The sequence below is a fragment of the Nocardioides acrostichi genome, from assembly GCF_015319165.1.
Taxonomy (GTDB): Bacteria; Actinomycetota; Actinomycetes; order Propionibacteriales; family Nocardioidaceae; genus Nocardioides; species Nocardioides acrostichi.
On record NZ_JADIVZ010000007.1, the window covers coordinates 37,108 to 62,504 of the forward strand.

The 25,397-nt window shown below is 70.8% G+C and carries 22 protein-coding genes; 8 read left to right on the forward strand and 14 right to left on the reverse strand.

Going from position 1 to position 25,397, the window contains the following annotated elements; genetic code table 11:
• Positions 1 to 7: 7 nt before the first annotated feature.
• Positions 8 to 718: an ABC transporter ATP-binding protein gene (locus ISG29_RS13620; RefSeq protein ID WP_194503998.1), complete on the reverse strand. Its 711-nt coding sequence runs from the start codon at positions 716 to 718 to the stop codon at positions 8 to 10.
• Complete coding sequence (locus ISG29_RS13625; RefSeq protein WP_194503999.1) at positions 715 to 1,479, reverse strand: ABC transporter ATP-binding protein; 765 nt, start codon at positions 1,477 to 1,479, stop codon at positions 715 to 717. The genes ISG29_RS13620 and ISG29_RS13625 overlap by 4 nt, the downstream gene beginning before the upstream one ends.
• A 191-nt stretch (positions 1,480 to 1,670) precedes the next feature.
• Between ISG29_RS13625 and ISG29_RS13630 the strand changes: the two genes are divergently transcribed.
• The gene (locus ISG29_RS13630) at positions 1,671 to 2,198 is read left to right on the forward strand and encodes a gamma carbonic anhydrase family protein (protein ID WP_194504000.1); all 528 of its coding nucleotides are present in this window, start codon (positions 1,671 to 1,673) and stop codon (positions 2,196 to 2,198) included.
• Between the two features lie 69 nt (positions 2,199 to 2,267).
• Here the strand turns inward: ISG29_RS13630 and ISG29_RS13635 are convergent, their stop codons facing one another.
• From ISG29_RS13635 to ISG29_RS13665, 7 genes are all read right to left on the reverse strand, one after another.
• Entirely contained in the window at positions 2,268 to 3,587 is a 1,320-nt protein-coding gene (locus tag ISG29_RS13635; RefSeq protein WP_194504001.1) for an aromatic ring-hydroxylating oxygenase subunit alpha, read from the reverse strand.
• Between the two features lie 45 nt (positions 3,588 to 3,632).
• Entirely contained in the window at positions 3,633 to 4,373 is a 741-nt protein-coding gene (locus ISG29_RS13640; protein ID WP_194504002.1) for a dienelactone hydrolase family protein, read from the reverse strand.
• Positions 4,374 to 4,499: 126 nt separating this feature from the next.
• Positions 4,500 to 6,095: a long-chain-fatty-acid--CoA ligase gene (locus ISG29_RS13645; RefSeq protein ID WP_207793123.1), complete on the reverse strand. Its 1,596-nt coding sequence runs from the start codon at positions 6,093 to 6,095 to the stop codon at positions 4,500 to 4,502.
• A complete protein-coding gene (locus ISG29_RS13650; RefSeq protein WP_194504003.1) occupies positions 6,092 to 6,919 on the reverse strand; it encodes an IclR family transcriptional regulator in 828 nt (275 codons plus the stop codon). The genes ISG29_RS13645 and ISG29_RS13650 overlap by 4 nt, the downstream gene beginning before the upstream one ends.
• A gap of 280 nt (positions 6,920 to 7,199) precedes the next feature.
• On the reverse strand, positions 7,200 to 8,117 hold the full coding sequence (locus ISG29_RS21715) for a quinone oxidoreductase family protein (RefSeq protein WP_194504004.1): 918 nt from the start codon (positions 8,115 to 8,117) through the stop codon (positions 7,200 to 7,202).
• Between the two features lie 15 nt (positions 8,118 to 8,132).
• Positions 8,133 to 8,939 (reverse strand): SDR family NAD(P)-dependent oxidoreductase, encoded by an 807-nt coding sequence (locus ISG29_RS13660; RefSeq protein ID WP_194504005.1) that lies wholly within the window; start codon positions 8,937 to 8,939, stop codon positions 8,133 to 8,135.
• On the reverse strand, positions 8,936 to 9,460 hold the full coding sequence (locus ISG29_RS13665) for an aromatic-ring-hydroxylating dioxygenase subunit beta (protein WP_194504006.1): 525 nt from the start codon (positions 9,458 to 9,460) through the stop codon (positions 8,936 to 8,938). Before ISG29_RS13665 ends, ISG29_RS13660 begins: the two co-directional genes overlap by 4 nt.
• A gap of 154 nt (positions 9,461 to 9,614) precedes the next feature.
• On the opposite strand from ISG29_RS13665, the gene ISG29_RS13670 reads away from it, so the two are divergent.
• Positions 9,615 to 10,910, forward strand: coding sequence for an acyl-CoA dehydrogenase family protein (locus ISG29_RS13670; protein WP_194504007.1), 1,296 nt, complete (start codon positions 9,615 to 9,617; stop codon positions 10,908 to 10,910).
• Positions 10,911 to 11,017: 107 nt separating this feature from the next.
• Here ISG29_RS13670 and ISG29_RS13675 read toward each other — a convergent pair whose 3' ends face one another.
• Genes ISG29_RS13675 through ISG29_RS13685 form a run of 3 tightly spaced genes read right to left on the reverse strand, consistent with a single transcriptional unit; the run spans position 11,018 to position 14,186 of the window.
• A complete protein-coding gene (locus ISG29_RS13675; RefSeq protein ID WP_194504008.1) occupies positions 11,018 to 12,610 on the reverse strand; it encodes an AMP-binding protein in 1,593 nt (530 codons plus the stop codon).
• Positions 12,607 to 13,500, reverse strand: a complete 894-nt coding sequence (locus tag ISG29_RS13680; RefSeq protein WP_194504009.1) for an amidohydrolase family protein — start codon at positions 13,498 to 13,500, stop codon at positions 12,607 to 12,609. The genes ISG29_RS13675 and ISG29_RS13680 overlap by 4 nt, the downstream gene beginning before the upstream one ends.
• Positions 13,497 to 14,186 (reverse strand): TetR/AcrR family transcriptional regulator, encoded by a 690-nt coding sequence (locus tag ISG29_RS13685; RefSeq protein ID WP_194504010.1) that lies wholly within the window; start codon positions 14,184 to 14,186, stop codon positions 13,497 to 13,499. The genes ISG29_RS13680 and ISG29_RS13685 overlap by 4 nt, the downstream gene beginning before the upstream one ends.
• A 204-nt stretch (positions 14,187 to 14,390) precedes the next feature.
• Here ISG29_RS13685 and ISG29_RS13690 point away from each other — a divergent pair, with 204 nt between their 5' ends.
• Positions 14,391 to 15,998, forward strand: a complete 1,608-nt coding sequence (locus ISG29_RS13690) for an amidase (RefSeq protein ID WP_194504011.1) — start codon at positions 14,391 to 14,393, stop codon at positions 15,996 to 15,998.
• 35 nt (positions 15,999 to 16,033) lie between these two features.
• Here ISG29_RS13690 and ggt read toward each other — a convergent pair whose 3' ends face one another.
• On the reverse strand, positions 16,034 to 17,959 hold the full coding sequence (gene ggt / locus ISG29_RS13695; RefSeq protein ID WP_194504012.1) for a gamma-glutamyltransferase: 1,926 nt from the start codon (positions 17,957 to 17,959) through the stop codon (positions 16,034 to 16,036).
• Between the two features lie 103 nt (positions 17,960 to 18,062).
• Between ggt and ISG29_RS13700 the strand changes: the two genes are divergently transcribed.
• From ISG29_RS13700 to ISG29_RS13710, 3 genes are all read left to right on the forward strand, one after another.
• A complete protein-coding gene (locus tag ISG29_RS13700) occupies positions 18,063 to 19,091 on the forward strand; it encodes a 5'-3' exonuclease (protein WP_194504013.1) in 1,029 nt (342 codons plus the stop codon).
• A gap of 546 nt (positions 19,092 to 19,637) precedes the next feature.
• On the forward strand, positions 19,638 to 19,871 hold the full coding sequence (locus ISG29_RS13705; RefSeq protein WP_194504014.1) for a ribbon-helix-helix domain-containing protein: 234 nt from the start codon (positions 19,638 to 19,640) through the stop codon (positions 19,869 to 19,871).
• Complete coding sequence (locus ISG29_RS13710) at positions 19,868 to 20,332, forward strand: PIN domain-containing protein (protein WP_194504015.1); 465 nt, start codon at positions 19,868 to 19,870, stop codon at positions 20,330 to 20,332. The genes ISG29_RS13705 and ISG29_RS13710 overlap by 4 nt, the downstream gene beginning before the upstream one ends.
• Here the strand turns inward: ISG29_RS13710 and ISG29_RS13715 are convergent.
• A complete protein-coding gene (locus ISG29_RS13715; RefSeq protein WP_194504016.1) occupies positions 20,320 to 22,497 on the reverse strand; it encodes a glutamine synthetase III family protein in 2,178 nt (725 codons plus the stop codon). The genes ISG29_RS13710 and ISG29_RS13715 overlap by 13 nt on opposite strands.
• A gap of 318 nt (positions 22,498 to 22,815) precedes the next feature.
• On the opposite strand from ISG29_RS13715, the gene ISG29_RS13720 reads away from it, so the two are divergent.
• Together ISG29_RS13720 and ISG29_RS13725 are read left to right on the forward strand one after the other, a co-directional pair.
• Positions 22,816 to 24,327: an MFS transporter gene (locus tag ISG29_RS13720; protein ID WP_194504017.1), complete on the forward strand. Its 1,512-nt coding sequence runs from the start codon at positions 22,816 to 22,818 to the stop codon at positions 24,325 to 24,327.
• A gap of 50 nt (positions 24,328 to 24,377) precedes the next feature.
• Complete coding sequence (locus tag ISG29_RS13725) at positions 24,378 to 25,367, forward strand: hypothetical protein (RefSeq protein ID WP_194504018.1); 990 nt, start codon at positions 24,378 to 24,380, stop codon at positions 25,365 to 25,367.
• Positions 25,368 to 25,397: the final 30 nt, after the last annotated feature.

The window sequence follows — 25,397 nt, forward strand, 5'->3', positions numbered from 1 at the left end:
ACAGCTCCTAGTAGCCGAGGTAGGCGGCACGGATGGCGTCGTCGCCGGCCAGGTCCGCTGCCGATCGGGAGGCACCGACGTGGCCGACCTCGATGAGGTAGCCGCGATCGGCGATGCCGAGGGCCAAGGTGGCGTTCTGCTCGACGAGCAGGATGGCCATGCGCATCTCGTGGTTGATGCGTGACAAGGAGGCGAACATCTCCTGCGTCAGCTTCGGTGAGAGCCCCAGGCTCGGCTCGTCGCAGAGCAGCAGCCGCGGCCGGCTCATCATGGCCCGCGAGATCGCCAGCATCTGCTGCTCGCCACCGGAGAGCAGCCCCGCCTGCTGCTTGCGGCGCTCGGCCAGCCGCGGGTAGGTGTCGAACCAGCGCGTGATGTCCTCGGCGATGCCCTGCTTGTCGCGGCGCACGTGGGCGCCCGCGCGGAGGTTCTCCTCGACCGTCAGGTCCGCGATCGTCCCGCGGCCCTGGGGAACCTGTGCGAGTCCGAGGCGGACGATCTCGTCGGGCGCCGCCCGGGAGATGTCGGTGCCGTCGAACCTCAGGCTCCCGTGGCGGGCGATCAAGCCGGAGATGGCTCGCATCGTCGTGGTCTTCCCGGCGCCGTTGGCGCCCAGGAGCACGACGACCTCGCCCTCGTCGACCGTGAGGTCCACCCCGTGCACGATGTCGGCCGCCCCGTAGCCCGCGTGGAGGTCTTCGATCTGCAAGAGGCTCATGCGGCGGGCGCTCCCAGGTAGGCCGAGACGACCGCCGGGTCCGACCGGACCTCCGCGGGTGTGCCCTCGGCGATCTTCTCGCCGAAGTTCATGGCCACCACGATGTCGGAGATCCCCATGACCATGGCCATGTGGTGCTCGACGAGCAGGATCGTCAGGCCGAACTCGTCGCGGACTCGGCGGATCGTCGAGGACAGCTCGTCCACCTCACTGTGCGTCAGTCCGCCGGCCGGTTCGTCGAGGAGCAGCAACCGGGGTCGCGCAGCGAGCGCGCGGGCGAGCTCGAGACGCTTGAGCGTGCCGAACGACTGATGGGCGGCGGGGAGGAAGGCCAGGTCGGCCAGGCCCAGCACCTCGAGCAGCTCGAAGGCCTCGGCCCTGAGCTCGCGCTCCGCCCTCGCCTGGCCGATGCGCAGGATCGAGCCCAGGTAGCCGCCCCTACCCCGGGCGTGCGCCCCCGCCATGGTGTTCTCGAGGAAGGTCAGCGACGGGAAGAGCCCGAGGTTCTGGAACGTGCGGGCGACGCCGTGACCGGCGATCCGATGGGCCGGCACGTCGAGCAGCTCCTCACCGTCGAGGCAGATGCTGCCGGCGCTGGGCTGGTAGATGCGGCTGACGCAGTTGAACAGCGTCGTCTTCCCCGCTCCGTTGGGGCCGATCAGGCCGCAGATCTGCCCACTCCCGATGGTGAACGAGAGGCCGTCCAGCGCGGTGATCCCGCCGAAGTGCATCGAGACGCCATCGACTCTCAGCTCGCTCATGACCCGCTCCTGGGTGGGCCTGCCGCGTGGTCCATGTGTTCTCCCGGTGGGTGGTGAGGTGGTCCGGTGGCGGTCGCTGCGCCGCGCCGAGGCGTCAGTGTGACGCTGCTTACAGCCCCCTCCCACGCTCGTTTCCGCCGGGCGGAACGCGCGGCCGTCGGGCTTCGCGCATCCGGCCCTACCGTGTCGGGATGCCTCTGTACTCCCTGGAGGGCGCGAGCCCCGACATCCACCCGACCGCCTTCATCGCCCCGACCGCGACGCTCGTCGGCCAGGTGATCGTCGAGGCGGGCGCCTCGATCTGGTACAACGCCGTCATCCGGGCGGACTACGCGCCGATCGTCATCCGTGCCGGTGCGAACGTGCAGGACGGCTCGGTGATGCACGGCCCGCCCGACCTGCCGACCGAGGTCGGTCCCGGAGCCACCGTGGGTCATCTGTGCGTGGTGCACGGGGCCGTCATCGGCGCCCGCGCCCTGGTCGGCAACGGCTCGACGGTGCTCGACGGCGCCCGCATCGGCTCGCGGTGCCTGGTGGCCGCACACTCGATGGTCGCGGCCGGAGCCGAGTTCGCCGCGAACACCCTCATCGCCGGCGCGCCGGCCGTCGCGAAGCGCGACATCACCGGGTCCGTGGCGGAGCAGTGGGTCGACGGCAATCCCGACGCCTATGCCGCGCTGGCCGCACGCCACCGTGACGGGATCCTGCCGGTCACCTGAGCCGGCACCACCCAGCGGCACGCAGCAACGGGCCCGCCGTCCCCCGACGGCGGGCCCGCACGGCCTCTCTCAGGCCGTCGGCTGTTGCGCCGGCAGCGACGGGCGCGGCGCCGTGTACATCGCCGCCGGTGCCAGGTGCTCCTCGGGCGGCAGCACCTCGCCGGTCATGAACTCGTTCCAACGCCGCCACCAGGTGCGCATCTGCAGCTCCTCGGAGCCGCTCGGGTGCTGCTCACCCGCCATGCCGCGCGAGACGTCCGACCACGGCAGCTCTCGGTGCGAGGCGAACGATCGCTGACACGTCTCGAGCGCCTCCACGTCGTCCGGCGAGGCCAGACCGCCCGGGCCCCAGAACGTCAGGAAGTTGTCGAGGCGCTGGCGCTTGAGCTCGGCACCCTCCTCGGGCGGGACGAGCTCCCACGCCGTGACCTCCATGTAGTCGGGCGACACCGGGTCGATCTTGCGGACGACGACACCCATCACGAGATCGATGATGACCAGGTTCGGGAAGATCACCATGTTGCGCGATCCCGACATGCGGTCGACCCAGGCGTCGCCGTACTTGTCGCGGAAGGCGTCGAAGCGGGCCTTCTTCTCCGCGGTGCCGGCCTCGGAGAGCGGGCGTCCGAAGATGCCCCCGGTGTCCGGCCCCCCCGCGATGACGGTGTGGCCGTTGCCGAGGTCGAGCGCCACCGACTGGCCCATCTTCGCCCCGTCGAGCTCGACACCCGAGGCCATCACCATCTCGAAGTAGCGCTGGTGGGTGGAGACCGCGTGGTAGCCGTCGACGCTGTTCTCGACGAGTAGCTTCCAGTTGGCCTTGACCGAGTACTCATGAGTCCCGTCGACGATCTGCATGCCTTGCTCGGACTGGTCGGCGATGAGGTCGATGAAGTCGGTCGCCCCGGCGAGGTAGTCCACGAGGGGTTCGACATCGGGGTTGAAGCTGATGAACACGAAGCCGGCGTAGGAGTCGACCCTGGCCGGGGTCGCGAGGCCGGGACGCTCGAACTCCGGGCCGTAGGAGGTGTCGCCCGGCACCGCGACCAGCTGGCCCGAGGAGCTGAAGCTCCAGCCGTGGTAGAAGCACGTCATGAAGCGCGCGTTGCCCGCGGGCTCACGACAGATCATCGCTCCGCGGTGCGGGCAGGAGTTCAGCCAGACCTGGATCGCACCCTTGGCGTCGCGGCCGAAGATCATCGGCCGTCCGGCGACGTTGCGGGTCTTGAAGTCGTTGGGCTTCTTCAGCTCCGTCTCGTGACCCAGGTAGAGCCAGACCTGGTCGAAGATCTCGTCTCGCTCCTTGGCGAACACGTCGGGGTCGACCATCGCCTTCCGGTTGACCCGGAATCGCGGCATCTCGCGATCGTCGTCGATGAACTGCGACATCAGCACACATCCTTCTTCTCGGCCCTCGGGCCACCACTGAACATGTCACTCACCCAGGGCCTGCTTGAGTGACCAGATCTCTGCGTAGGGGGTGGGACGCGGGACGACCCGCAGGTTCAACCACTCCACGACGCGCTGCCAGGAGTCGAACATGGCCGCGTGGGCCAGGGCCTCGGCGGACTCGTGGAAGAAGAGCCCCCCGACGCCCGGGTAGGTCACGACCTCGCTATACTGAGGGGACGGACCGACCAGACGCTTCGCCAGGGTCCGCACGTCGTCGGCGGGGGCCAGGTCGTCCACCGCGCCGAACATGCCCAGCCACGGCGTCACGACCGCGGGGACGGCGTCGACCAGGGCCGGTCGACCGGGCGTCGAGCGCCCCACGCCCTCGGGCGAGACGCTGACCGCGGCCCCCAGCTGAGTCCGGGACGCGGCCAACAACGCCAGCCGGCCCCCGAAGCCGTAGCCGACGACCCCGGTCTGCTCGCGGGTCCATCCGTGCGACCCCACGTGGGCCACCAGGTCGCCGAGCGCGGCGAGGGCAGCCTCGTCGCTCAGCGGCTCCGACGAGAGCGTCGCGAGGTCTGCGGCGAAGGACTCGTAGCCGTGCTCGGCCAGTGCGTTCATGAGGACGGCCATCCGACCATCCGTGCCGTGCTCCTCGCGGAGCAGGACGACAGCCCCGCGGGGGACGCCCGGCAAGAGGATCTGCGCGACCGTCAGGGTGCCGCCGGCGACGGGTAGGTCGACCGACGCCGGTGCGATGCTGGGGATGACGGTGCTCATGGGTGCCTCTCTGCGGACGGGGCGCACCGTCTCGGCGACGGTGCGCGGCCTCGCCTCGATCGTCTGTCACCCCACGTCGCCGAGGCAGGGACAGTTCTGGACGCCGGAACACCCTTCGGCGATGTGTCAGGCGATGGGACGCTCACGACCGCTCCAGTAGGGCTCGCGCAGGACACGCTTGAGGATCTTGCCGGTGGGATTGCGGGGCAGTTGGTCGAGGAACTCCACCGAGGTGGGGCACTTGTAGGCCGCGAGGTCGCCGCGGGCGTAGGCGATGACCTCGGTCTCGCTCAAGGCGTGGTCCGGCCGGGCGACGACGATGGCCTTCACCGTCTCACCCCACCGCTCGGAGGGGACGCCGATCACGGCGACCTCGTCGATGCCCGGGTGCCGCGCCAAGACGTTCTCCACCTCGATGGGATAGACGTTCTCGGCGCCGCTGACGATCATGTCCTTGAGCCGGTCCCGGAGGAACACGTAGCCCTCTCGTCGCGACGCGCCGTCGCCCGTCCGCACGAACCCATCGTCGGTGAGCGTCGCCCGGGTGGCCCGCTCGTCGCGCCAGTACCCCTGCATGTTGGTCGGGGCCTTGACCCAGACCTCACCCACCACGCCGTCCGGCACGTCGAGCCCCGTGCTGGGGTCGACGACGCGCACCGTCACCTCGGGGATGGCCCGACCCACCGAGAGCATGCGTTCGGGGTGGGCGGGGTCGAGGTGGTCCTCGGGCAGGAGCGTCGTCGCCGTCTGGGTCTCCGTGAGGCCGTACATCTGCAGGAACCGGCACTCGAACGCCGCGAGGGATCTGCGCAGCAGCTCCGGCGAGATCGGCGACGCGGCGTAGGCGATCGTGTCGAGCGTCGAGAGGTCGTGCCCGTCGATGCCCGGCCACTCGAGGAGCATCTTCAGCACCGACGGCACCAACGTCGTCATCGTCACGCCCCAGCGGGCGATGGCGGTCAGCAGGATCTCGGGCGAGGCCTCCTGGGCCACGACGACGTGAGCGCCGGTGCGGAGTCCGAGTACCCCCAGGCTCGCTCCCGCGGAGTGGAAGACGGGCATGGCCACCATCAGGGTCGACGTCTCGTCGACCCGCAACGCCCGGGCTATGCCCTCGGTGGCCAGGACCGCCCGGTTGCTGAACATCGCACCCTTCGGCAGCCCGGTGGTGCCGGACGTGTACATCTGCAGGGCCGTGTCGTCGGGTTCCACGAGCGCCATGGGGTCACGCGGCGCGTGCCGCCCCAGCCACGTCTCGTAGTCCTCGAACCCCGGGGCCCCGCCGATCACGACGACCGTCCGGACGGTGCTCAGCTGGTGGCTGAACGTCTGCCACTGGGCCACGAGCTCGGCGCCGAGGAACACCACCTCGGCGGTGGAGTGGTCGATGATCTGCGCCATCTCCCGCGGCGAGAGTCGCCAGTTGACCGCGGTCGTCACGGCCCCGACCTTCGCGGCACCCACGAGGATCTCGAAGAACTCCAGGTTGTTCCGGTCCAGCATCACGACCCGGGCCTGGGCCCGCACGCCGGCCTCCACGAGAGCGCAGGCGAGTCTGCTCGTGCGGGTGTCCAGCTCCTCCCAGGTCCGCGTGACCTCGCCGCTGCTGAGGCTGGGCGCGTCGGGGCGCCGGAGCGCCCAGCGACGCACGTGGCCGGCGACGCCCGTCACGTCGGACGAGCCCGCGTCGGCGAACCTGGTCGACTCCCTCACGGTGCTCACGCGAGGGGGAGCGAACGCGAGATCTCGGTCGAGGCCTGGACCAGCAGGCGCCCCAGCGCCGGCAGGTCGGCGGCGCCGCCGCGCGTCGCGGTCAGCGTGGGCACGCTGAGCGAGACCGCCGCCACCGCCGCACCGTCACGCATGATCGGAGCGGCCACGCACACCGTCCCGTGGCAGGCCTCCTCCCGCTCGATGGCGTAGCCCGCATCGCGTGCCTTGCTCAGTTGGAGCACGAACTGCTGCCGCAGGGCCACCGAGTAGGGGGTGATCCGGGCCAGGGGTTCACCGATCACGTCGGCCACGGTCGCGCGGGGGCTGTGCGCCAGGATCGCCTTGCCCAGGGCGGTGCAGGTGGCCGGGAACCGTCCGCCCACACGGCTGGGCAGCCGGGTGCCGGCGGGTCGGGTGATCTTGTCGAGGTACAAGACGTCGCGACCGCTCAGGACGGCGAGGTGCACCGCGGCGGCGTCGGAGCGCTCGAACAGCCAGTTCAGGGGGCGTGCGGCGGTGTCGCGCAGCTCGCCGAACTCCGACCAACGAGCCGCCTCACTGAGCTCGAAGAAGCTGCCACCGACGCGGTAGCGCGAGCCGCTGCGACCGACGAAGCCGTGCTTCTCGAGGGTCTTGAGCAGCCGGTGCGCGGTGCTCTTGGGGACGCCCACGTCGGCTGCGACCTCGGTGACGCCGAACGACGAGCCGCGAGCCCGCGAGATCGCCTCCAGGACGGCGAGAGCCTTCGAGGCAGAGGACTGCGCCACCTCCCCCACCTGCGCGTCGGGCTGCCGGTCGCTCACCGGCGGTACGACCACCATGTCGACACTCATCGAAGCCTCCTCCTGATGCTCTGCTCATGGCCCACGTGCACCCGGTCACCGATGGCCGAAGACCCCGCAGATGTGACGTCGGTTACGTGGTTGACGGACCTCAGAGTGGTGTCGACGCGCCCCGTTCCCCACCGCTGGTTCCGGCGAATGGAACGGTCGCCACACCCCCGTGGGCGAAGCACCACACGACCGGATCCGGCCGCGCCCGACAGCCCCGGAACCCGCCGGGACAGCACCATGCCCGGTTCCGCGGCACGCCGGTTCGAGACGCGCCGGCGCCTCAGAACCCGACGAGCAGCTTGCGGTGCGGACTCGCCGCCTGGCGTTGCCATGTCGCCGCGATGTCGTCGAGCTCCGTGAGCTCGTAGGCGGCCTCGATGCCGCCCTCTCGCGCGAGTGTGCACAGGCCATGGAAGGCCTCGGCCTGCGCCTGCGCCGGCACGATGTCGACCCACAGGCTCAGCAGGTCGCGCCCCTTGAGGGGGATCCCCGGTACCTCGGCGCTGCGACCTGCTCGCATGCCGAGGTTCACCAGTCGGCCACCGGGGCGCAACGCCGCGAGACCGGCGACCATGGGCTCCGCGTACAGCGAGTCGACGACGAGGTCGAAGCCACCCCGGGACTCCTCGACCAGCCGTTCTGCGTAGCCGTCGTCGAGCACGACCGTGGAGTCTGCGCCGCGCCCCCGCAGCGTCTCGAGCATGGTGAGGTCGCGACCCGCCGCCACGACGCGGCCGGCACCGAGCGCCCGGGCAGCCTGGACCGCGATCTGTCCCACGCTGCCCGTTGCGCCCAGCACGAGGACGGACTCCCCCGCGCGGATGCGCCCCTTGTAGGTCAGGGCCAACCAGGCCGTCGTGCCCGCGACACCCAGGCACAGGGCCTGCTCGTCGGAGATGTCGTCGGGGAGTTCGTGCAGGCGCCCGGCTCTCGCCACCGCGTACTCGGCGAGGCTCCCGTCGGGGTGCACTGCGGGGTGGAAGTAGACCCGTGTGCCCTCTGCGGTGGTGCCCACGCCCTCGATGCCGGGCACGAAGGGGGTCGACGGCCGCAGGCGGACGCCCGAGGCGTAGACCAGGTCGGCGGGGTTGAGCGCCGCCGTCGTGATGTCGACGAGCACCCCGTCGCCGGCCTCCGGCCGGGGGATGTCCGCCACCACGGGGGCGGAGCCGAGGTCGCGGATGAGGGCTGCTCGCACGTCGTGTCTCCTGTGTCAGTCGTGCTGGGGGCGCCAGGGCCAGTACTTGGCGGTCGCCCCACCGTCGACGGTGATGTTGCTGCCGGTGATCATCGAGGAGTCGTCGGAGGCGAGGAACACCACGGACGACACGTAGTCGCTGGGGGTCGGCAACCGCCTCATCGGGAACTGCCCGAAGAAGTCCATCGCGTAGGGTCCGCTCTGCTTGGAGAGCGCAGCGGCCATCTGCGCCGCCAGCTCCGGATCCTCGGGCTGGGTCGCGGTGGGCGTGAAGCCGTTGACCCGGATGCCGTGCTCGGCCAGCTCCATGGCGACCGAGCGAGTGAAGTTGACCAGACCGCTCTTGCCGGTGCTGTAGCCGATGTTGCCCGGCTGGCCCTGCCAGGCGGCGGTCGAGAGCACGTTGATGATGCTGCCGGGGATCGAGAGGTCGATCATGGCCCGTGCCACTGCCCTCGTGAAGATGAACGCCCCGCCGAGGATGATGTCGAGCTGGCGGCGGTACTCCTCGAGGGGCATGTCGAAGAGCCCCTTCTGGTTGAACCAGACGGCGTTGTTGACCAAAGCGTCGATGCGACCCCACCGGTCGAGCGCTCGCGCGACGACGTCGCTCGCGTGCTCGGGGTCGGTGACGTCACCCACCACGGCGATGGCCTCGCCGCCCTCGTCGACGATCCGGTTCGCCGTGGCGTCGGCGACCTCCGCCGACAGGTCGGTGCAGACCACCCTGGCGCCCTCGGCGGCCATCCCGACGGCGAGCGCGCCCCCGATGTTGGCGCTGGCTCCCGTGACGATCGCGACCTTGCCCTCGAGCCGGCTCACAGGATGATGCTGACCTTGCCGTGCGGTCGCAGCGCATCCAGCGTGAGGACCGACTTGCGCTCCACGAAACGGAAGGACTCCTCGGCTTCGACCTCCAGCACGTGGCGGTACTGCCCCACATAGGTGTCGAGCACCCCGTTGCGCACGCGGTAGACGGTGAAGTTGGCGCGCACGCGGAGGCGTCCGTCCTCCCCCTCGGTGGCCACGACGTTGGTGATCTGGCGGGTGGTGCGCGAGTGCGGGTACTCGGCGTGCGCGGCGCGGGTCAGCAACGAGTTGACCCGTTGCTCCAAGAGGAACCGGTCGTCCTGGATCAAGAACAGGTCGCGGCTCGGGTCGCCGTCCGGCCTGTCGGTCGACGGCACCAGGTAGTAGCCGCCGGTGGTGAACAACTCCAGCCACTCGTGCAGCCGCCACTCGTCGAGCAGCTGCGCCTCCTCGAAGAGGAAGTGCTCGATGCGGCGCAGCTGCGGGTCCGACACCGGCACTGCCACGCTCGGGGCTACCTGGACATCGCTCATGGTCATCCTCCTGGGTTCGATCCGGTGCCCAGAGTGGGGGGTCCGAGGCGTGCGGACCACGGGCAGTTCCGGGCCCTGGAACCCCACCTGCCGAGACGAGCCATCGGGCTGTTGTCTTCGCTGCGGACGCACAACTCGTCGACACGACATCGTGATGGAAGGACGCCGGCCCTTGTGGAGCTTCGAGAACGACCCCGACTTCCAGCCAGAGCTGGACTGGATCGACGCCTTCGTGCGCGAGAAGGTCCAGCCGCTCGACTACCTGCTGGGCAGCCAGTGGAACATCCACGACCCCGAGTTCGTCCGGCTGGTGCGCCCGCTCCAGGAGGAGGTCAAGGAACGCGGTCTGTGGGCGTGCCACCTCGGCCCGGAGCTCGGCGGGAAGGGCTACGGCCAGCTCAAGCTCGCCCTGATGAACGAGAAGTTCGGCATGTCGCGCTTCGGACCGATCGTCTTCGGGTGCCAGGCTCCCGACTCCGGTAACGCCGAGATCCTGGCGCACTACGGCACCGAGGAGCAGAAGCGGACCTACCTCTACCCTCTGCTCGACAACCAGATCGTGTCCTGCTTCTCCATGACCGAGCCGCAGGGCGGCGCCGACCCGCTCCTCTTCACCGCCCACGCCGAGCCCGACGGCGAGGAGTGGGTCATCAACGGGGAGAAGTGGTTCGCCTCCGAGGCCGACCATGCCGCCTTCTTCATCCTCATGGTCGTGACCGACCCCGAGGCGGAGAACCCGCACCGGCGCATGTCGATGTTCATCGTCCCGCGGAACCTGCCCGGCATCGAGAACATCCGCAACTACGGTTTCTACGGCGAGCGCGACGATTCCCACGCGCACCTGCGGTTCACCGACGTGCGGGTTCCGGGCGAGAACATGCTCGGCGGTCGGGGCGAGGCCTTCGTCGTGGCGCAGGTGCGCCTCGGGGGCGGTCGCATGCACCACGCCATGCGCACCCTGGCCCAGGCCACCCGAGCCTTCGAGATGATGTGCGAGCGGGTCGTCTCCCGGGAGACCAAGGGCGAGAGGCTGGCGGAGAAGCAGCTCGTGCAGGACAAGATCGCGGAGAGCTGGGTGGAGCTGCGACAGTTCCGGCTGCTCATCCTCGAGACGGCCTGGCTGGCCGATCAGGGCTTGGACTGGAAGGCGATCCGCAAGAACGTCTCGGCCGTGAAGTTCGCGATGCCGAAGCTGCTGCACGACATCTCGGCGCGAGCGCTCCACCTGCACGGATCCTTGGGCCTGACCCACGACATGCCGTTCGCCGAGTGGGTCATCAACTCCTTCCACGTCGGGCTGGCCGACGGCCCCAGCGAGGTCCACAAGGTGGTCGTGGCCAGGGAGGTGCTGCGCGACGTCGAGCCGGCCGATGCCATGTTCCCGTCGTACCACCGCGACATCCAGGTCAGCCGCGCGCGCGCCCTGTACGGCAACCCCGAGGCCCGCTGAGCCCATCGAGCCCGTCGAGCCCGTCGAGCCCGTCGAGCCCGTCGAGCCCGTCGAGCCCGTCGAGCCCGTCGAGCGTCTGGGGGCCGACGGGAACCTCGGAGCCTCGCTCAGCCAGGAGGGCGCGCTCGCCGCTCGCCGGCCTCGGCGTCCCAGGTGCGGTCGGTGACGCCTTGTGCCCGCAGGCGGAACTTCTCGACCTTCTCCGTCGGGGTCCTCGGCAGCACCTCGACGAACTCGAGGTAGCGCGGCACGAGGTAGCGCGGTGCCTGCTGCTGCAGGTGGGCGTGCAGTGCCTGGGGCGTCAGGCCGCTGCCGGGCCGCAGGACCACGCACACCTTGACGTCCTCCTCGGTCAGCTCGCTGGGCACGCCGAGAGCGGCGGCCTCCACGACCTCGGGGTGACCGGTCACGAGCTCCTCCACCTCGTGGGCCGAGATGTTCTCACCGCGACGGCGGATCGAGTCACTGAGTCGACCACCGAAACGCAGGTATCCGTCGGCGTCGAGGGAGCCGAGGTCGCCGGTGTGCAGCCAGCCGTCGACCACGGTCTCGGCGGTGGCGTCCGGGTCGCCGAAGTAGCCGTTCATGACCAGGCCGGGCTCGCGACCCCGGATGAGGATCTCGCCCACGTCGTCGGGGTCGCCGCTGCGGCGGCGTGCGGTGTCGACGACGAGGTCGTACTCGGGCAGCACCCTGCCGGCCGTGCCCGGTCGGTGCCGGTCGTCGAGCGGGTCGTAGACGGGCACTCCCCCGTCGGTGAGGCCGTAGACCTGACGCAGCGGGAATCCGAACCGGCGCTCGAAGGCCCCTTGCCACTCCGGCATCGGCACGCCCCACGCCAGACGCACGGCGTGGTCGCGGTCGCGGTCGGTGGGATCCTGCTTCCACAGCATCGTCAGCGTGGCACCCATGAAGTTGAACACCGTCGCACGCGTGCGACGGATCTCCTCCCAGAACCCGGAGGCGCTGAAGCGGACGCCGAGTGCGGCGGTGGCCCGCTGCGCCAGGGCCGCCGAGACGGTCAGCGTGGCGGCGTCGATGTGGAAGAGCGGGAAGGGGCAGTAGAGCACGTCGGAGGCGGTGATCCCCATCTCCCGGGCGTGCAGCTGACCGGCCCGCACGAGGTAGCGGTGCGAGAGTGCACAGGCCTTCGACGGCCCCGTGGTGCCCGAGGTGAACAGCAGCGTGGCCGTCTCGAGCTCGTCGACCTCGCCCACGAGAGCCATCACCGCCTCGTCGTGCCCCGGCTGCCCCGGCTGCACCGGCTGCACCGGCGATCCCAGGGCCGCGGCCAGGTCACTCCCGGACACGACCTGGGGCACGGCACCCGAGTCGGACGCGCGCACCACGGCGGCCACCCTGCTTAGGTGCGCGTCGTCGGCGATCACGACCTGCGCCCCGACCACACCCAGCGCATGCGTGAGGTGCGCGGGCGGCAGGGCGGGGTTGAGGGGTGCGTGCAGCGCCCGGAGTGCACTGAGGGCGAACCAGGTGACGACCTGCTCGACGCCGTTGTCCATGACGAGCACGGTCGGGGTGCCGGCACCCACTCCCAGCTCCCGCAGCCGGCCGGCGCGCTGCTGCACCCGGTCGAGCATGTCCGCATAGGTGACGTCCTGCTCGACCGTGCGCACGAAGACCCGCTCGGGCGCGTCGACGGCGGCCTGCCGCAGCTCGTCGGCCAAGGTGACGGCAGTCATGGCGAGACGTCGGCGTCCGCGGGGCTCGAGGTCGTCTGGATCCCGAAGAGCCGCCGGGCGTTGTGCTCGAACAGCGCCGCGAGGGCGACGTCGGTGAGGCCGGACTCGCGCCACTCCCGCACCGCGCGGGCGGGCTGCATCATCGGCCAGTCGCTGCCGTAGAGCACCTGCTCGCGCAGGACGTTCGGCATCATGCCGAACAGGGCGTCCCACCCGGTGCCGGGCTTGGCGACGTACTTGGGCGCCAAGGCCCCGAACTCCAGGTAGACCGTGGGGTGGCGTCGAGCCACCGCGGCGAACTCGGTGGCCCACGGCCAGCCGGCGTGGCACGCGATCAGGCGCAGGTCGGGGAAGTCGCAGGCCACCTGGTCGAGCAGCTCGGGCCGCTCGTGGCGCAGCGGGTGCAGCCGGCTGTAGGTGATGCCGGTGTGCACCGCCACGATCAGGCCGAGCTCCTCGGCTCGCGAGTACAGCGGGTAAAGATGCCGGCTGTCGATGTCGAGCCCGAAGAACGCGGGCTGGAAGGAGACACCGAGCAGGCCCAGGTCGTGGGCGCGCAGCGCCTGGCTCACCACGGCGGTGGGCGAGGCCTGCCCGACGTCGACGCAGCCGACGCCCACGAAGCGGTCGGGGTGGGCGTCGAGCACGGCGCGCAGGCTCTCGTTGAGGTCGTCGGCGTCTTCTCCGCCCTCGGACTCGGCGTGCATGACCGCCTGCTCGATGCCCTCGGCGTCCAGGGCCTCGAGCAGGGCAGCCAAGGTGCCACCGTTCATCTTGGCGCTGAGGTCGAGCACCTTGTCGTACTGCTCGACCTGACGCGACGGAGCCGCGTAGGTGTGGCTGCGACGTTGGTCCTGCGGGAGTCGTACTCGGGCGTCGATGATGCTCACGTGACCTCCTGGGCCTTCGGTGTGGGACGGACGGCTCGTGTGGTGACGGCCGGCGGATGGTCGGGTTCGCAGGCGAGGCGGACCACGCGTGGCGGCGGACCGAGATCCGCGGCCCGCGGGAGGTCGCCGACTCCGAGGAGCCGGCAGCCCAGCTCGACGAATCGCTGCTGCACCTGCCTCACCGTGAGCCGCCCGTCGGGCCGGTACCAGTGCGCCACGCCGTTGCACATCTCCAGCAGGGCCAAGCGGGTCACCACCGGGTCGCGGGCGTGCAGGACGCCAGCCCGGGCCCCTTTCCTCACGACGTCGGCGAGGAGCGCCTCGTAGCGGTCGCGCAGCTCCAGCACCTGCTCCTGCTCTCCAGTGTCGAGGGCGCGGAGCTCCTGATCGGTGACGCGGGCGGTGGCGGGGTTGGTGGCCGAGAGACCCACGTGCGCCCGCACGAGCCGCGCGAGATGGACCCGCGGGTCATCTCCGAACTCGACCGCTTCGATTCCTGCGAGGAGGAGCTGGTCCAGGCACGTGCGCATGATCGTGACCAGCAGCTCCTGCTTGCTGCCGACGTAGTGGTAGAGCGTGGCGGGATTCAGGCCGACCTCGCGCCCGATCTCGCGGATCCCGGTGGCCGCGTAGCCACGCCGCGCGAACAGCCGCACGGCGGCACGCTGCACCTCATCGGCCCCCATGACCCACCTCCTCCGAGCCGCTCGGCACCACCGCGCGGTGATGCTGCTGCGGTCACCCTAGCCAAACGATCGTTTGAGTGGGAGATCACACCCGCGGTCATACGACGGAAACCCGCGCGACACACCCAGGCGACTCCCGCCACCTAGGTTCAGCCCGCCCCGCCCACGCGGGGCACCTCGAACCCGCTCCCCGGAAGGATCACGTTGCCCCCTCGCCTCCTCTCCCTCCTCGCCGCCACCGCCCTCGCGGGTGCAGTCCTCGCCGGCTGCTCCTCCGAGCAGGAGGCGCAGCAGCACCAGCCCTTCGATCCGGCGGGCAAGACCCTGGCCCAACTCGAGTCGGCCCTCGACTCCGGGGCCGTCACCTCGGTCGACCTGGTCGACTACTACCTGGGCCGCATCCGGGCCGACAACCACCAGGGAGCGGCGATCGACGCCGTCACCTCCCTCGACGACGACGCCCTGGACAACGCCGCGGCGGCCGACGCCGCCCGCGCGGACGGCGAGGACGCCGGACCGCTTGCGGGCATCCCCTTCCTGGTGAAGGACAACTACGACGTCGAGGGCATGGCCACCACGGGAGGCTCCGCCGCTCTGACCGGCAACATCGCCACCTCCAACGCCGCCATCGTGCAGGATCTCGTCGACGCAGGCGGCATCGTGCTGGGCAAGACCAACATGTCCGAGCTGGCCGCCTCCTACGGCTGGCTCGGCTACAGCTCGGCCGGCGGCCAGACCAAGAACCCCTGGGATCTGGACCGGGACGCCTCGGGCTCCAGCAGCGGCAGTGCCGCCGCCGTCGCCGCCGGCTTCGCGCCGTACGCCCTCGGCAGCGACACGGGTGGCTCGATCCGCGGTCCGGCGAACGTCACCGGCACGGTCGGCATGCGGGTCACCTTCGGCCACACCAGCCGAGACGGGGTCATGCCGCTGGCGAGCGACTTCGACGTGACCGGCGTGATCACCCGCACCGTCGCCGACCAGGCGCTCGTGCTCGACGCCATCACCGGCCCCGACGAGGACGACCCCGCGACGGCCGACGCCCCCACGTCGGTCGACTACGCCGACGACCTCGACCACGACGCGCTCGACGGCGCCTCGATCGGCGTCGTCACCAACTTCGCCGGGGACAACGCCGACGTCGACGCCGTCTTCGCCGACACCGTGCGGGCCTTCCGGCGGGCCGGGGCCAGCACCGTACGGATCAACTTGCCCACCAAGTACGAGAAGCTGTGGTCCTCGGTGATGGGACCGGTCGGCAACGCCGAGTTCGTCTCGGAGTGGGAGGCGTTCATGCAGGACGCTCCGCAGGGGGTTCCCGCCACGGTGAAGGAGCTCATCCGGGCCAGCAAGGCCCTGGCCGACACCGACCAGCCAGTCAACCCCGGCCGCATCTCCGGCTACGAGTCGGCCGAGGCCGCCGCCGGCACCCTGGACTCGCCGAAGGTCCAGCGGATCCTGACCACCACCATGCCGCAGCTGCGTGCGCAGCTGGAGAAGCTCATGGCGGCCCGGGGCGTCTCGGCACTGGCGCTACCCACCATGACCTGCCCGGCCAGCGTCATCCACGACGTCACCGACGACACCTACGAGTGCACCAGCGACGACACCTACGCCGGGGAGTACATCTCCAGCTCGACGCACCTGCCCGACCTGACCGTGCCGGCCGGGACCGACTCCCACGGCCTGCCCGTCGGTGTCTCGTTCGTCGGCCCGGCCGACTCCGAGGGAACCCTCCTCGGACTCGGCGCGGCGTGGGAGGAGATCTCACCGTTCCAGCCGATGACGACCCCGACCGCTCTGGAGAACTGAGCGCCCATCCGGGCCTTTGCCGGTAGCCGCCCGGGTCAGCGCTTCTGCAGCACCCTCGCCGAGCCGCCACCTCGCCTGGTGGGCTCGGCGACGGCGGTGAGGAGTCCGTCGGGACCGAACTCGATCGCCGTGGCGGCGCCGATCTCCGCTGCGGAGGTGAACGCGTCACCCGAGGGGGTCAGCGTGTGTCCGTACCCCTCGAGGGCCGAGCCGTAGGCGTCGATGAACGCCGGCTCCGCGGTGACCGACGGCGTGTTGCGCTGCGAGGCCCGCGGGGCGGCGATCGCCTCGGGCAGCGTCATGCCCCGGTCGATGCGGTCGAAGATCAGCTGCAGCACGGTGGTGATGATCGTCGAGCCACCGGGTGAGCCGAGGGCCAGAGCGGGCTGGCCGTCCTCGAGCAGGATCGTCGGCGACATCGACGAGCGCGGCCGCTTGCCGGGATCGATCCGGTTCGGATCGTCGTCGTCGTAGACGGCCGAGAAGTCGGTGAGCTCGTTGTTGAGCAGGAAGCCGCGGCCGGGCACGGTGATGCCCGACCCTCCGGTCTGTTCGATGGTCAGGGTGTACTCCACGACATTGCCGTCGCGGTCGGTGACGGTGAGGTTCGTCGTCTCGACGTTCTCGGTGTCGGGCACCCTCTCCCCCGCCGACGAGGTCTGGCCATCGCACTGCCCGTCGTAGTCGTTCACGTCACCGGCCGCGACCGGTTTGGTGGCCGCCTGGTCGGGGTCGATCTGGCACGCGCGCTCGGCGGCGAAGTCGTCGGAGAGCAGGTCGGCCAGGGGGACGTCGACGAAGGCCGAGTCGCCCACGTAGGCACCGCGGTCGGCGAAGGCGAGCGCGCTGGCCTCGAGGTAGTGGTGCAGGGCGTCGGCGTCGCTCATGCCGGAGAGGTCGTACTGCGCGAGGATGTTCAGCGCCTCCCCCACCGTCGAGCCGCCGGAGGACGACGGGGCCATGCCGTAGACGTCGTAGCCGCGGTAGCCGACGTGCGTGGGCGCCTGCTTCGGCGCCTGGTAGGCGTCGAGATCGCGGACGGTCATCGAGCCCGGGGGCACCGGCAGGTCGGTGGCCTTGGTCGTCGGTGGCTTGCGCACGGTGCGAGCGATCTCGCGGCCCAGTGTGCCGCCGTAGAACCACTTCGTGCCGCGGCGGGCGAGGATCCGGTAGGTGTCGGCGAGGTCGGGGTTGCGGAATCGGCTGCCCACCTTCGGTGCCTTGCCGCCAGGCAGGAACAGCTTCTTGGTCGGCCGGAAGGCGGCGAACCGCTCGGCGTTGTCCTTCGTCTGACTGCGGAAGGTCTCGTCGACGACGAACCCCCGCCGCGCCAGCCGTTCGGCGGGGTGGAGGGCCTGGCCCAAGCGGCGTGTGCCCCACTGCCGCAACGCCTTCTTCCAGGTCGCCAGCGTGCCGGGGACGCCGACGGAGACGCCGCTGGTGACCAGCTCGGGCGTGAACGGGTACGGGTCGCCGGTCTCCGGGTCGATGAAGGCGTCGTGGGTGATGCCCGCCGGCGCGGTCTCGCGACCGTCGATGGTGCTGACCTCGCCGGAGTCGGCGTCGAAGTACACGAAGTAGCCGCCACCGCCGATACCGGCGCTGTAGGGCTCGGTGACGCCGAGCGCGGCGGCCGTGGCGACCGCGGCGTCGACGGCGTTGCCGCCGTGGCGCAGCACCTGGAGCCCGATGCGCGAGGCCTCCGGGTCGACCGAGGTGACCGCGCCGCCGTAGCCGACGGCGGTCGGGTTCTTGGCGGGCGCGGACGGGGCGCCGCCGCCGTGGCCTCCCCCGTGACCTGCCCCGTGACCTGCCCCGTGACCGGAGCCATGACCGGAGCCATGACCGGCCCCATGACCCGACGGCGAGGCGAGCGCGGGGGCGCCGGCTCCGGCGCCGGCCCCGAGGCCCAGGGTGAGGATCGCGGCCAGCGCGGTGGAGAAGAGGTGGGTGCGTGTCATGCGTTCCTCCCGAGACAGACGACGCGTGAGCTCGCCACCTTGCCACACCGCGGCGACACCGTCTCCCCTCCGACGGTCGACTCCTGGCACGATCGACCACACGATGCCCGCTCCCGCCGACCGCCCCCTGCTGCTGGCCGTCGATGCGCCGTCCCTGCTGCACCGCGGCCACCACGCGCACGTCGGCAGCGGGCGCCTCGACCGTGGCGGGCGCCCGGCGTGGGCGCTGCACGGGATGCTGCGGCTGATCTTGCAGGTGCTGGAGGATCTGACCCCCGACGCTGTCGTGTTCGGGCTCGACGACCGCCGGGCCTCGGTGCGGGCCGAGCGGTACCCGGCCTACAAGGCGGGGCGCAAGCCGAAGGAGCCCGAGCTGGTCGAGCAGCTCGACCGGGCGCCGGGCTTCCTGGCCGCGCTCGGCCTGCACGCCGTGCAGCCCGAGGGGCTCGAGGCCGACGACGTGAGCGCGAGCGCGGCGTCCCTCGCCGAGGCCTCCGGGTGGCGCTGCACCATCGCGACCTCGGACCGCGACGCCTTCGCCCACATCAGCGAGCACACCTCCGTGCTGCGGCTCATCACCGGCGGTATCGCCTCGGCTCCGCTGCTCACCCCGGCCCGGCTGCACACGATGTACGGCGTGCCGGCCGCGCAGTACCTGGAGTATGCGGCGCTGCGCGGCGACGCCAGCGACAACCTGCCGGGGGTGGCCGGCATCGGTGAGAAGTCGGCCGCCCTGCTGCTCGCGGTGGCCGGCGACATGGCCGCCGCGTGGACCGACGTCGAGCTCAACGCGGGCGACGCGCTGCGCCCAGCGCTGGACGACGCGTGCGAGGCCGAGGGGCGCTCCCGGGTCGGACGCCGGGTGGTCACCGCGCTCACGTCCGAGGGCGCGCGCGAGCGCTACGACTTCAACGTCGAGATCATGCGCGGTCGCGACGACCTCGACCTCGGGCTCGACCTGTCACGACTCCAGCACCCCGGCCCGGGCGTGCTGCCGCTGGACCCCGACCGGGTGCGCCGCGTCGTCGACCACCTCGACGACCCCACCCTCACCGACCACGCGCTGCGGGTGCTGGCGCGCCAGCCCACCGGTGATGGAGCCGCCGGTGCCGTCGCGCCAGCCCACCGGTGATGGAGCCGCCGGTGCCGGCGCGCCAGCCCACCGGTGATTGAGCCGCCGGTGCCGGCGCGCCAGCCCACCGGTGATTGAGCCGCCGGTGCCGGCGCGCCAGCCCACCGGTGATTGAGCCGCCGGATGCCGAAGGCGGAGGCGTGTCGAAATCCCCCCACACCACGGCCGGACGGCGCGCCCCTCACCCCGTGCTCGGAGTGGACCGTGGCCGAGCTGGCCGACCACCTGGTCACCGGCATCACCGGCATCACCGGCATCACCGGCATGGTCGCCATGGCGTCCGGCGAGGAGCCGGACTGGGCCGCGGCGGGGGCACCACGACGACCCGGCCTCCGCGTTCGGGCGCGACACGGCCCACCTCGACCCGGCGGTCGTCGAGGCCGGGCACGCGTTCATGGGCGAGAACCTCACCCCCGAGCGTCGCAGCAGCGCCTTCGACGCCGAGCAGAGCGCACCCGAGGGCGCCGACGCCTACCAGCGCCTCGCGGCGTTCGTGGGTCGCTCGGTCTGACGCAACGCCATATGCGTATGGCGTAGGGTATAGGCATGGTCCGCACGACGATCTACCTCTCCGAAGAGCTCAAGGCTGCGCTCGAGGCTCGCGCTCGGGCCGACCGTCGCACCGAGTCAGACCTCATTCGCGAGGCGCTCGCCGACAAGCTCCTGGGTGCGGGCACGACGTCTGCTCAGATGCGGTTCGGTCTTTTCGACAGCGGCGTCACCACCACGTCGACCGAGGTGGACGAGGTGCTGGCCGAGACCGGCTTCGGCATCGCATGACCCTCATCGCCGACACCGGCGCGATCTACGCCTGCTACGACCGCGCTGATGCCCACCATGTCGCGGCAGCTGCCTTCATGCGTGCCTTCGATGGGAGGCCTCAGGTGCCGGCGCTCGTCCTCGCCGAACTCGACCACCTCGTCGGGGCCAGGCTCGGAGAAGGCGCACGAGCAACCGTGATCGCCGACGTCCTCGACGTCATGGACGTCGTCCCGTTCGACTCCGACGTGGCCTCGCGGGCCGCCGAGGTCGCCGGACTCTACGGCGACTTCCCGTTGGGGCTCACCGACGCCAGCCTCGTCGTGCATGCTCACGACCTGCGGACGGTCGACCTCTTCACTGTCGACCAGCGGCACTTCCGAGCCGTCGCACCTCGCTGGGGTGCTGACGCATTTCGACTGCTCCCCTTCGACGGCGACGACCCTCCTGAGGCGCCGGGCCGACCGCCTCAGAGGATGTAGAGCATCTCCTGGTAGGTCGGCAGCGACCACAGGTCGTCGGCGACGAGGCCCTCGAGCTCGTCGGCGGCGGCCCGGACGGCGGCCATGGCCGGCAGCACGGAGTCGCGGCAGAACCTGGCGGTGACGTGGAGGTCCTCGTCGTGCTCGTGCCCGACGGCGCTCGCGAGGTCGGCGAGACCGGCACGCAGCGCGGTGATCTGCTCGGTGACCGCGGTGAGCGAGGAGGTGTCGGCGGTGACGCCGGCGGCCTCGAGGGCGACGACGTTCTGGGCCAGCTCGGTCTGGTAGCGCAGCGCGGCGGGCAGAATCGTGGTGGTGCCGATCTCGAGGGTGAGGTTGGCCTCCACGCCCACGGAGAGCACGTACTGCTCGCAACCGATCTCGTAGCGGCTGTGCATCTCGCGCTCGTTGAACACGCCGTACTTGCTGAACAGCTCGATCGCCTCGGAGCTGATCAGCTCGGGCAGGGCGTCGACCGTGGTGCGCAGGTTCTTGAGTCCGCGCTGCTCGGCCTCGATCGGCCACTCCTCGGAGTAGCCGTTGCCGTTGAAGATGACGGTGCCGTGGTCGGCGACGATCGTCGAGAGCAGCGCCTGCACGGCCTCGTCGAAGCCGGTGCCCTCGGCGACAGCGGACTCGATGCTGCTCGCGCAGTAGTCGAGCGCCTCGGCCATGATCGTGTTGAGGACGACCATCGGCGCCGCGACCGTCTGGTTCGAGCCGGGGGCACGGAACTCGAACCGGTTGCCGGTGAAGGCGAACGGGCTGGTGCGGTTGCGGTCGCCCGGATCCTTCGAGAGCGTCGGCAGCGTGTCGACCCCGATCATCAAGGTGCCCTTCTCCTTCGAGCCGGTGGCACCGCCCTTGGCGATCTGGTCGAACACGTCGGCCAGTTGCTCGCCCAGGAAGATCGAGATGATCGCCGGCGGGGCCTCGTTGGCTCCGAGGCGGTGGTCGTTGGACGCCGAGGCGACCGAGGCGCGCAGCAGGCCGCCGTAGAGGTGCACCGCCCGGATGACCGCGGCGCAGAACACCAGGAACTGGGCGTTCTCGTGCGGGCTGTCGCCGGGCACGAGCAGGCTGCCGAGCTCGGAGTTGCCGATGGAGAAGTTCACGTGCTTGCCCGAACCGTTGACGCCGGCGAACGGCTTCTCGTGGAAGAGGCACTCCATGCCGTGCTTCTTGGCGACGGCCTTGAACGTCGTCATGAGCAGCTGCTGGTGGTCGGAGGCCTCGTTGGCGCGCTCGAACATCGGCGCCACCTCGAACTGCCCGGGGGCGACCTCGTTGTGGCGGGTCTTGGCCGGGATGCCGAGCTTGAAGAGCTCGCGCTCGGTGTCCATCATGAAGCCGAGCACGCGCTCGGGGATGGCGCCGAAGTAGTGGTCGTCGAACTCCTGGCCCTTGGGCGGCTTGGCGCCGAAGAGGGTGCGACCGGCGTTGAGCAGGTCGGGGCGGGCGAGGAAGAAGTGGCTGTCGACCAGGAAGTACTCCTGCTCGGGGCCGCAGTAGGCCACCACGTTCTCGGGGTCGTCGTGGCCGAAGAGGGTCAGGATCCGCTTGGCCTGCGCCGACATCGCCTGCTGGCTGCGCAGCACCGGCGTCTTGTGGTCGAGCGCCTCACCGGTCATCGAGATGAAGATGGTGGGGATGCACAGCGTGTTGCCGTTGGGGTTCTCCAGCACGTACGCCGGGCTCATGACGTCCCACCCGGTGTAGCCGCGTGCCTCGAAGGTGTTGCGCAGCCCGCCGTTCGGGAACGACGAGGCGTCGGGCTCGCCCTGCACCAGCGTCTTGCCCGAGAACGACGCCAGCGCGGTGCCGTCGCCGACCGGGTCGAGGAAGGAGTCGTGCTTCTCGGCGGTCAGGCCGGTGAGCGGGTAGAAGACGTGCGCGTAGTGCGTGGCGCCCTTCTCCAGCGCCCAGTCCTTCATCGCGGAGGCCACGGCGTCGGCCACCGCCGGGTCGAGCGGCGTCGACTTCTCGATCGTCGAGACCACCGACTTGTACACCGACTTCGGCAGCCGCTTCTGCATCACGGTGAGGCTGAAGACGTTCTCGCCGAACACCTCCCCCGGCTCCTCGCCCGGGTCGAAGGTGAACGGCGGCGGCGTGTACGCCTCCACCGACGTGATGGCCTGCATCCGGACTGGGTTCGACGTCATGGTGGCTCCCTCGTGCCTGTGCGCGCAGCGCGTCATCCCGAGACGGACTGCTGCGCACGCTAGGGCCGGCGCGTGACGGCGGCGTTTCGCTGTGGTGTCGGTGGACGACGTCCCCGACCGGTGGTCGAGCCACCAGGAGCCTCCCCGACCGGTGGTCGAGCCGCCGACCCCGCTCCCCGGACAAGTCGGCCAGCTTCACGAGGTCGCTGAAGCCCGCCGTCGCTGCCCGCGACGACGGGTCTTGCGTTTTTCTCGAACAACGTTCTAGAGTGTCGAACGCCGTTCGATCGAACGGCGTTCGACTCCCTGGAGGTCACCATGACTGCCTCACCGGACTCCCCACCCCAGTCCACCCCCGACTCCCCCACCGGGATTAGCACCGGGCCTGCCGTCGAATCCGCCGCCGGCACCTACCCCTCGCTGCGCGCGGCCTGGATCCCCCTGTTCGCCCTCTGCCTCGCGTTCTTCGTCGAGATGGTCGACAACACGCTGATGATGATCGCGCTGCCCACCATCGGGCGCGATCTCGGCAGCTCCACCACGGCCCTGCAATGGGTCAGCGGTGCCTACTCGCTCGTGTTCGGCGGGCTGCTGCTCACCGCCGGCTCCATCGCCGATCGGTTCGGACGACGCCGCGTGCTCCAGGTGGGCCTCGCGCTGTTCGGCGTGATCAGCCTCGGCGTGCTGCTGGTGCAGTCCACCGGTGACCTCATCGCCGTCCGCGCCACGCTCGGCATCGCCGCCGCGATGATGGCGCCGATCACCAACTCGCTCGTCTTCCGACTCTTCGACGACCAGGCCCTGCGCATGCGGGCGATGACGGTGATGATCGTCGTGGGCATGAGCGGGTTCATCCTCGGGCCGCTACTCGGCGGCACCGCCCTGACGCACGTGCGCTGGGAGTGGCTGCTGCTCGTCAACGCCCCCATCGCGCTCGTCGCCTTCATCGGGGTGCGGCTCGGCGTGCCGACCGACGCCCCCGAGGGGCTCACGAAGGACCGACTCGACCTCCCCGGCGCCGCGCTCTCCATCACCGCCATCGGTCTGGCCTGCTACACCGCCACCGCCGGCGTCGATCACGGCTGGACGTCGCTCGCCACCGTCGCCTCCGCGCTGGGCGCCCTGCTCGCACTGGCCGGGTTCGTGGCACGCGAACGCCGTGCGCCGGAGCCGATGCTCGACCTTCGGCTCTTCGGCAACGGCGTCGTGCGCGGCGCCGCCATCGCCCAGGTCGGCACCTCGGTCGCCATGGCCGGCGTGATGTTCGCGCTCATCTTGCACTTCCAGTACGCCTACGGCTGGTCTCCCCTGCGCGCCGGACTGGCCAACCTGCCGATGATCGCCTCCATGCTGCTCGCCTCGCCGATCTCCGAGTGGTTCGGCAAGCGGTTCGGGCACCGCATCGCCTGCCTCATCGGCACCGGCCTCCTCGCCGGATCGATGGCCGGTCTCGCCTGGGGTGTCGAGCACGGGTACCTCGTCATGGCGCTGTTCATGGTCACGTTCACCGTCGGCATGCGCACGATCTGGACCATCTGCGCCGTCGCCCTCATCGACGCGATGCCCGCCAACCGCACCTCGCTGGGCGCCGCGCTCAACGACACCGCCCAGGAGGTCGGCTCGAGCCTCGGCACCGCCCTGGTGGGCACGCTGGTGGCCGCGCTCGTCACCGCGCAACTACCCACCGGCCGCTGGACCTCCGGTCTCGTGGAGTCCTTCTTCGCAGGCGAGCGCCTCACCTTCGGTGTGCTCGCCGTCGTCGTCGGCCTCGTGGCCGGGTACGGCGCCCTCACCCTCACCGACTCGCACTCGGTGGAGGAGGCGCACTGACTCGGCGATCACTAGGGTCGGGCGTTCACGCTTGCCTCCGGAAAGGCGCCATGCACCTGCGATTCATCGTCGTCAACGCCGCGGTCGGCGCCCTCGTCGCGCTGGTTCCCTTGCTCGTGCTGCTGCTGAGCCGGGAACGGCACGGAGCGCCAGGGGTCGCGCTGCTCGGCTTCCTGGTGCTGGGTCTGACGCTGACCACGCGAGCCTCGCTGCTGGCCTCCGTGCGACCAGAGGACGCCGAGCGGCGGCGCCGTCAGCGCCGCACGCGGTCGCGGTTGACGCTCGTGGCACTGGTGGTCGGCGCGGGCCTGGTGACGGCCGGCGTGTTCATCGCGTGGCGCCCCGTGGCCGCCCTGCTCGTGACCATCGTGGTCCTCGTCGTCGTGGGTGCGCTCACCGTGGCTCTCGATCGGTACGCCGATGCCACCGCACGTCGCTACCCCACCGGGCAGTTGCTGCCGGGCGACGAGGAGCGGCTGGCCCCGGCGGCCGTGCACACGGCCCTGCTGCGACGCGCTCGGATCGGCGTCGTCGCGGGCCTCTGCGCGGGCGCGGCCGTCGCGGTGCTCGTGTCGACCCACGGGTCGGGAATCGCTTCTGGACTGCTCGCGGGCGGGGCGGTGCTGCTGGTCGTCGCGACCAGCGTCGTCGGCCTCGGCTCCTGGGGACTGTGGCTGGCAGCAGCACGCCGGGTCTCCGCGGTCACCGATGCGCCTCAGGCCGACATCCGCCGGATCCTGCGGGCGATCACCCTGGGCAGGGTCTCGCGCCTGAGCCGTGAGCAGCAGGAGGTGGCGAGGAGGTGGGCTCCGGCGGCCGAGACGCAGCTGATGCTCCAACCCCTCGCCATCTCGCCACTGCTCGTCTGGGTTCTCCTCAACGCGACCTCGAGACTCTTCGACCAGCCCGACACCTTCAACTTCGTGATGCTCGTCTTGGCGTGGGTGCTGTTGCCACTCGCGTGGCTCCTGCTGGTGGTGCAGTGGCGACGAGTGCGGGCCTTCGCGCGCTCGACGACCGAATCGAGCCGGGACGCCTGACGCCGGTGACCATGACGCTCGAGGCCTGAG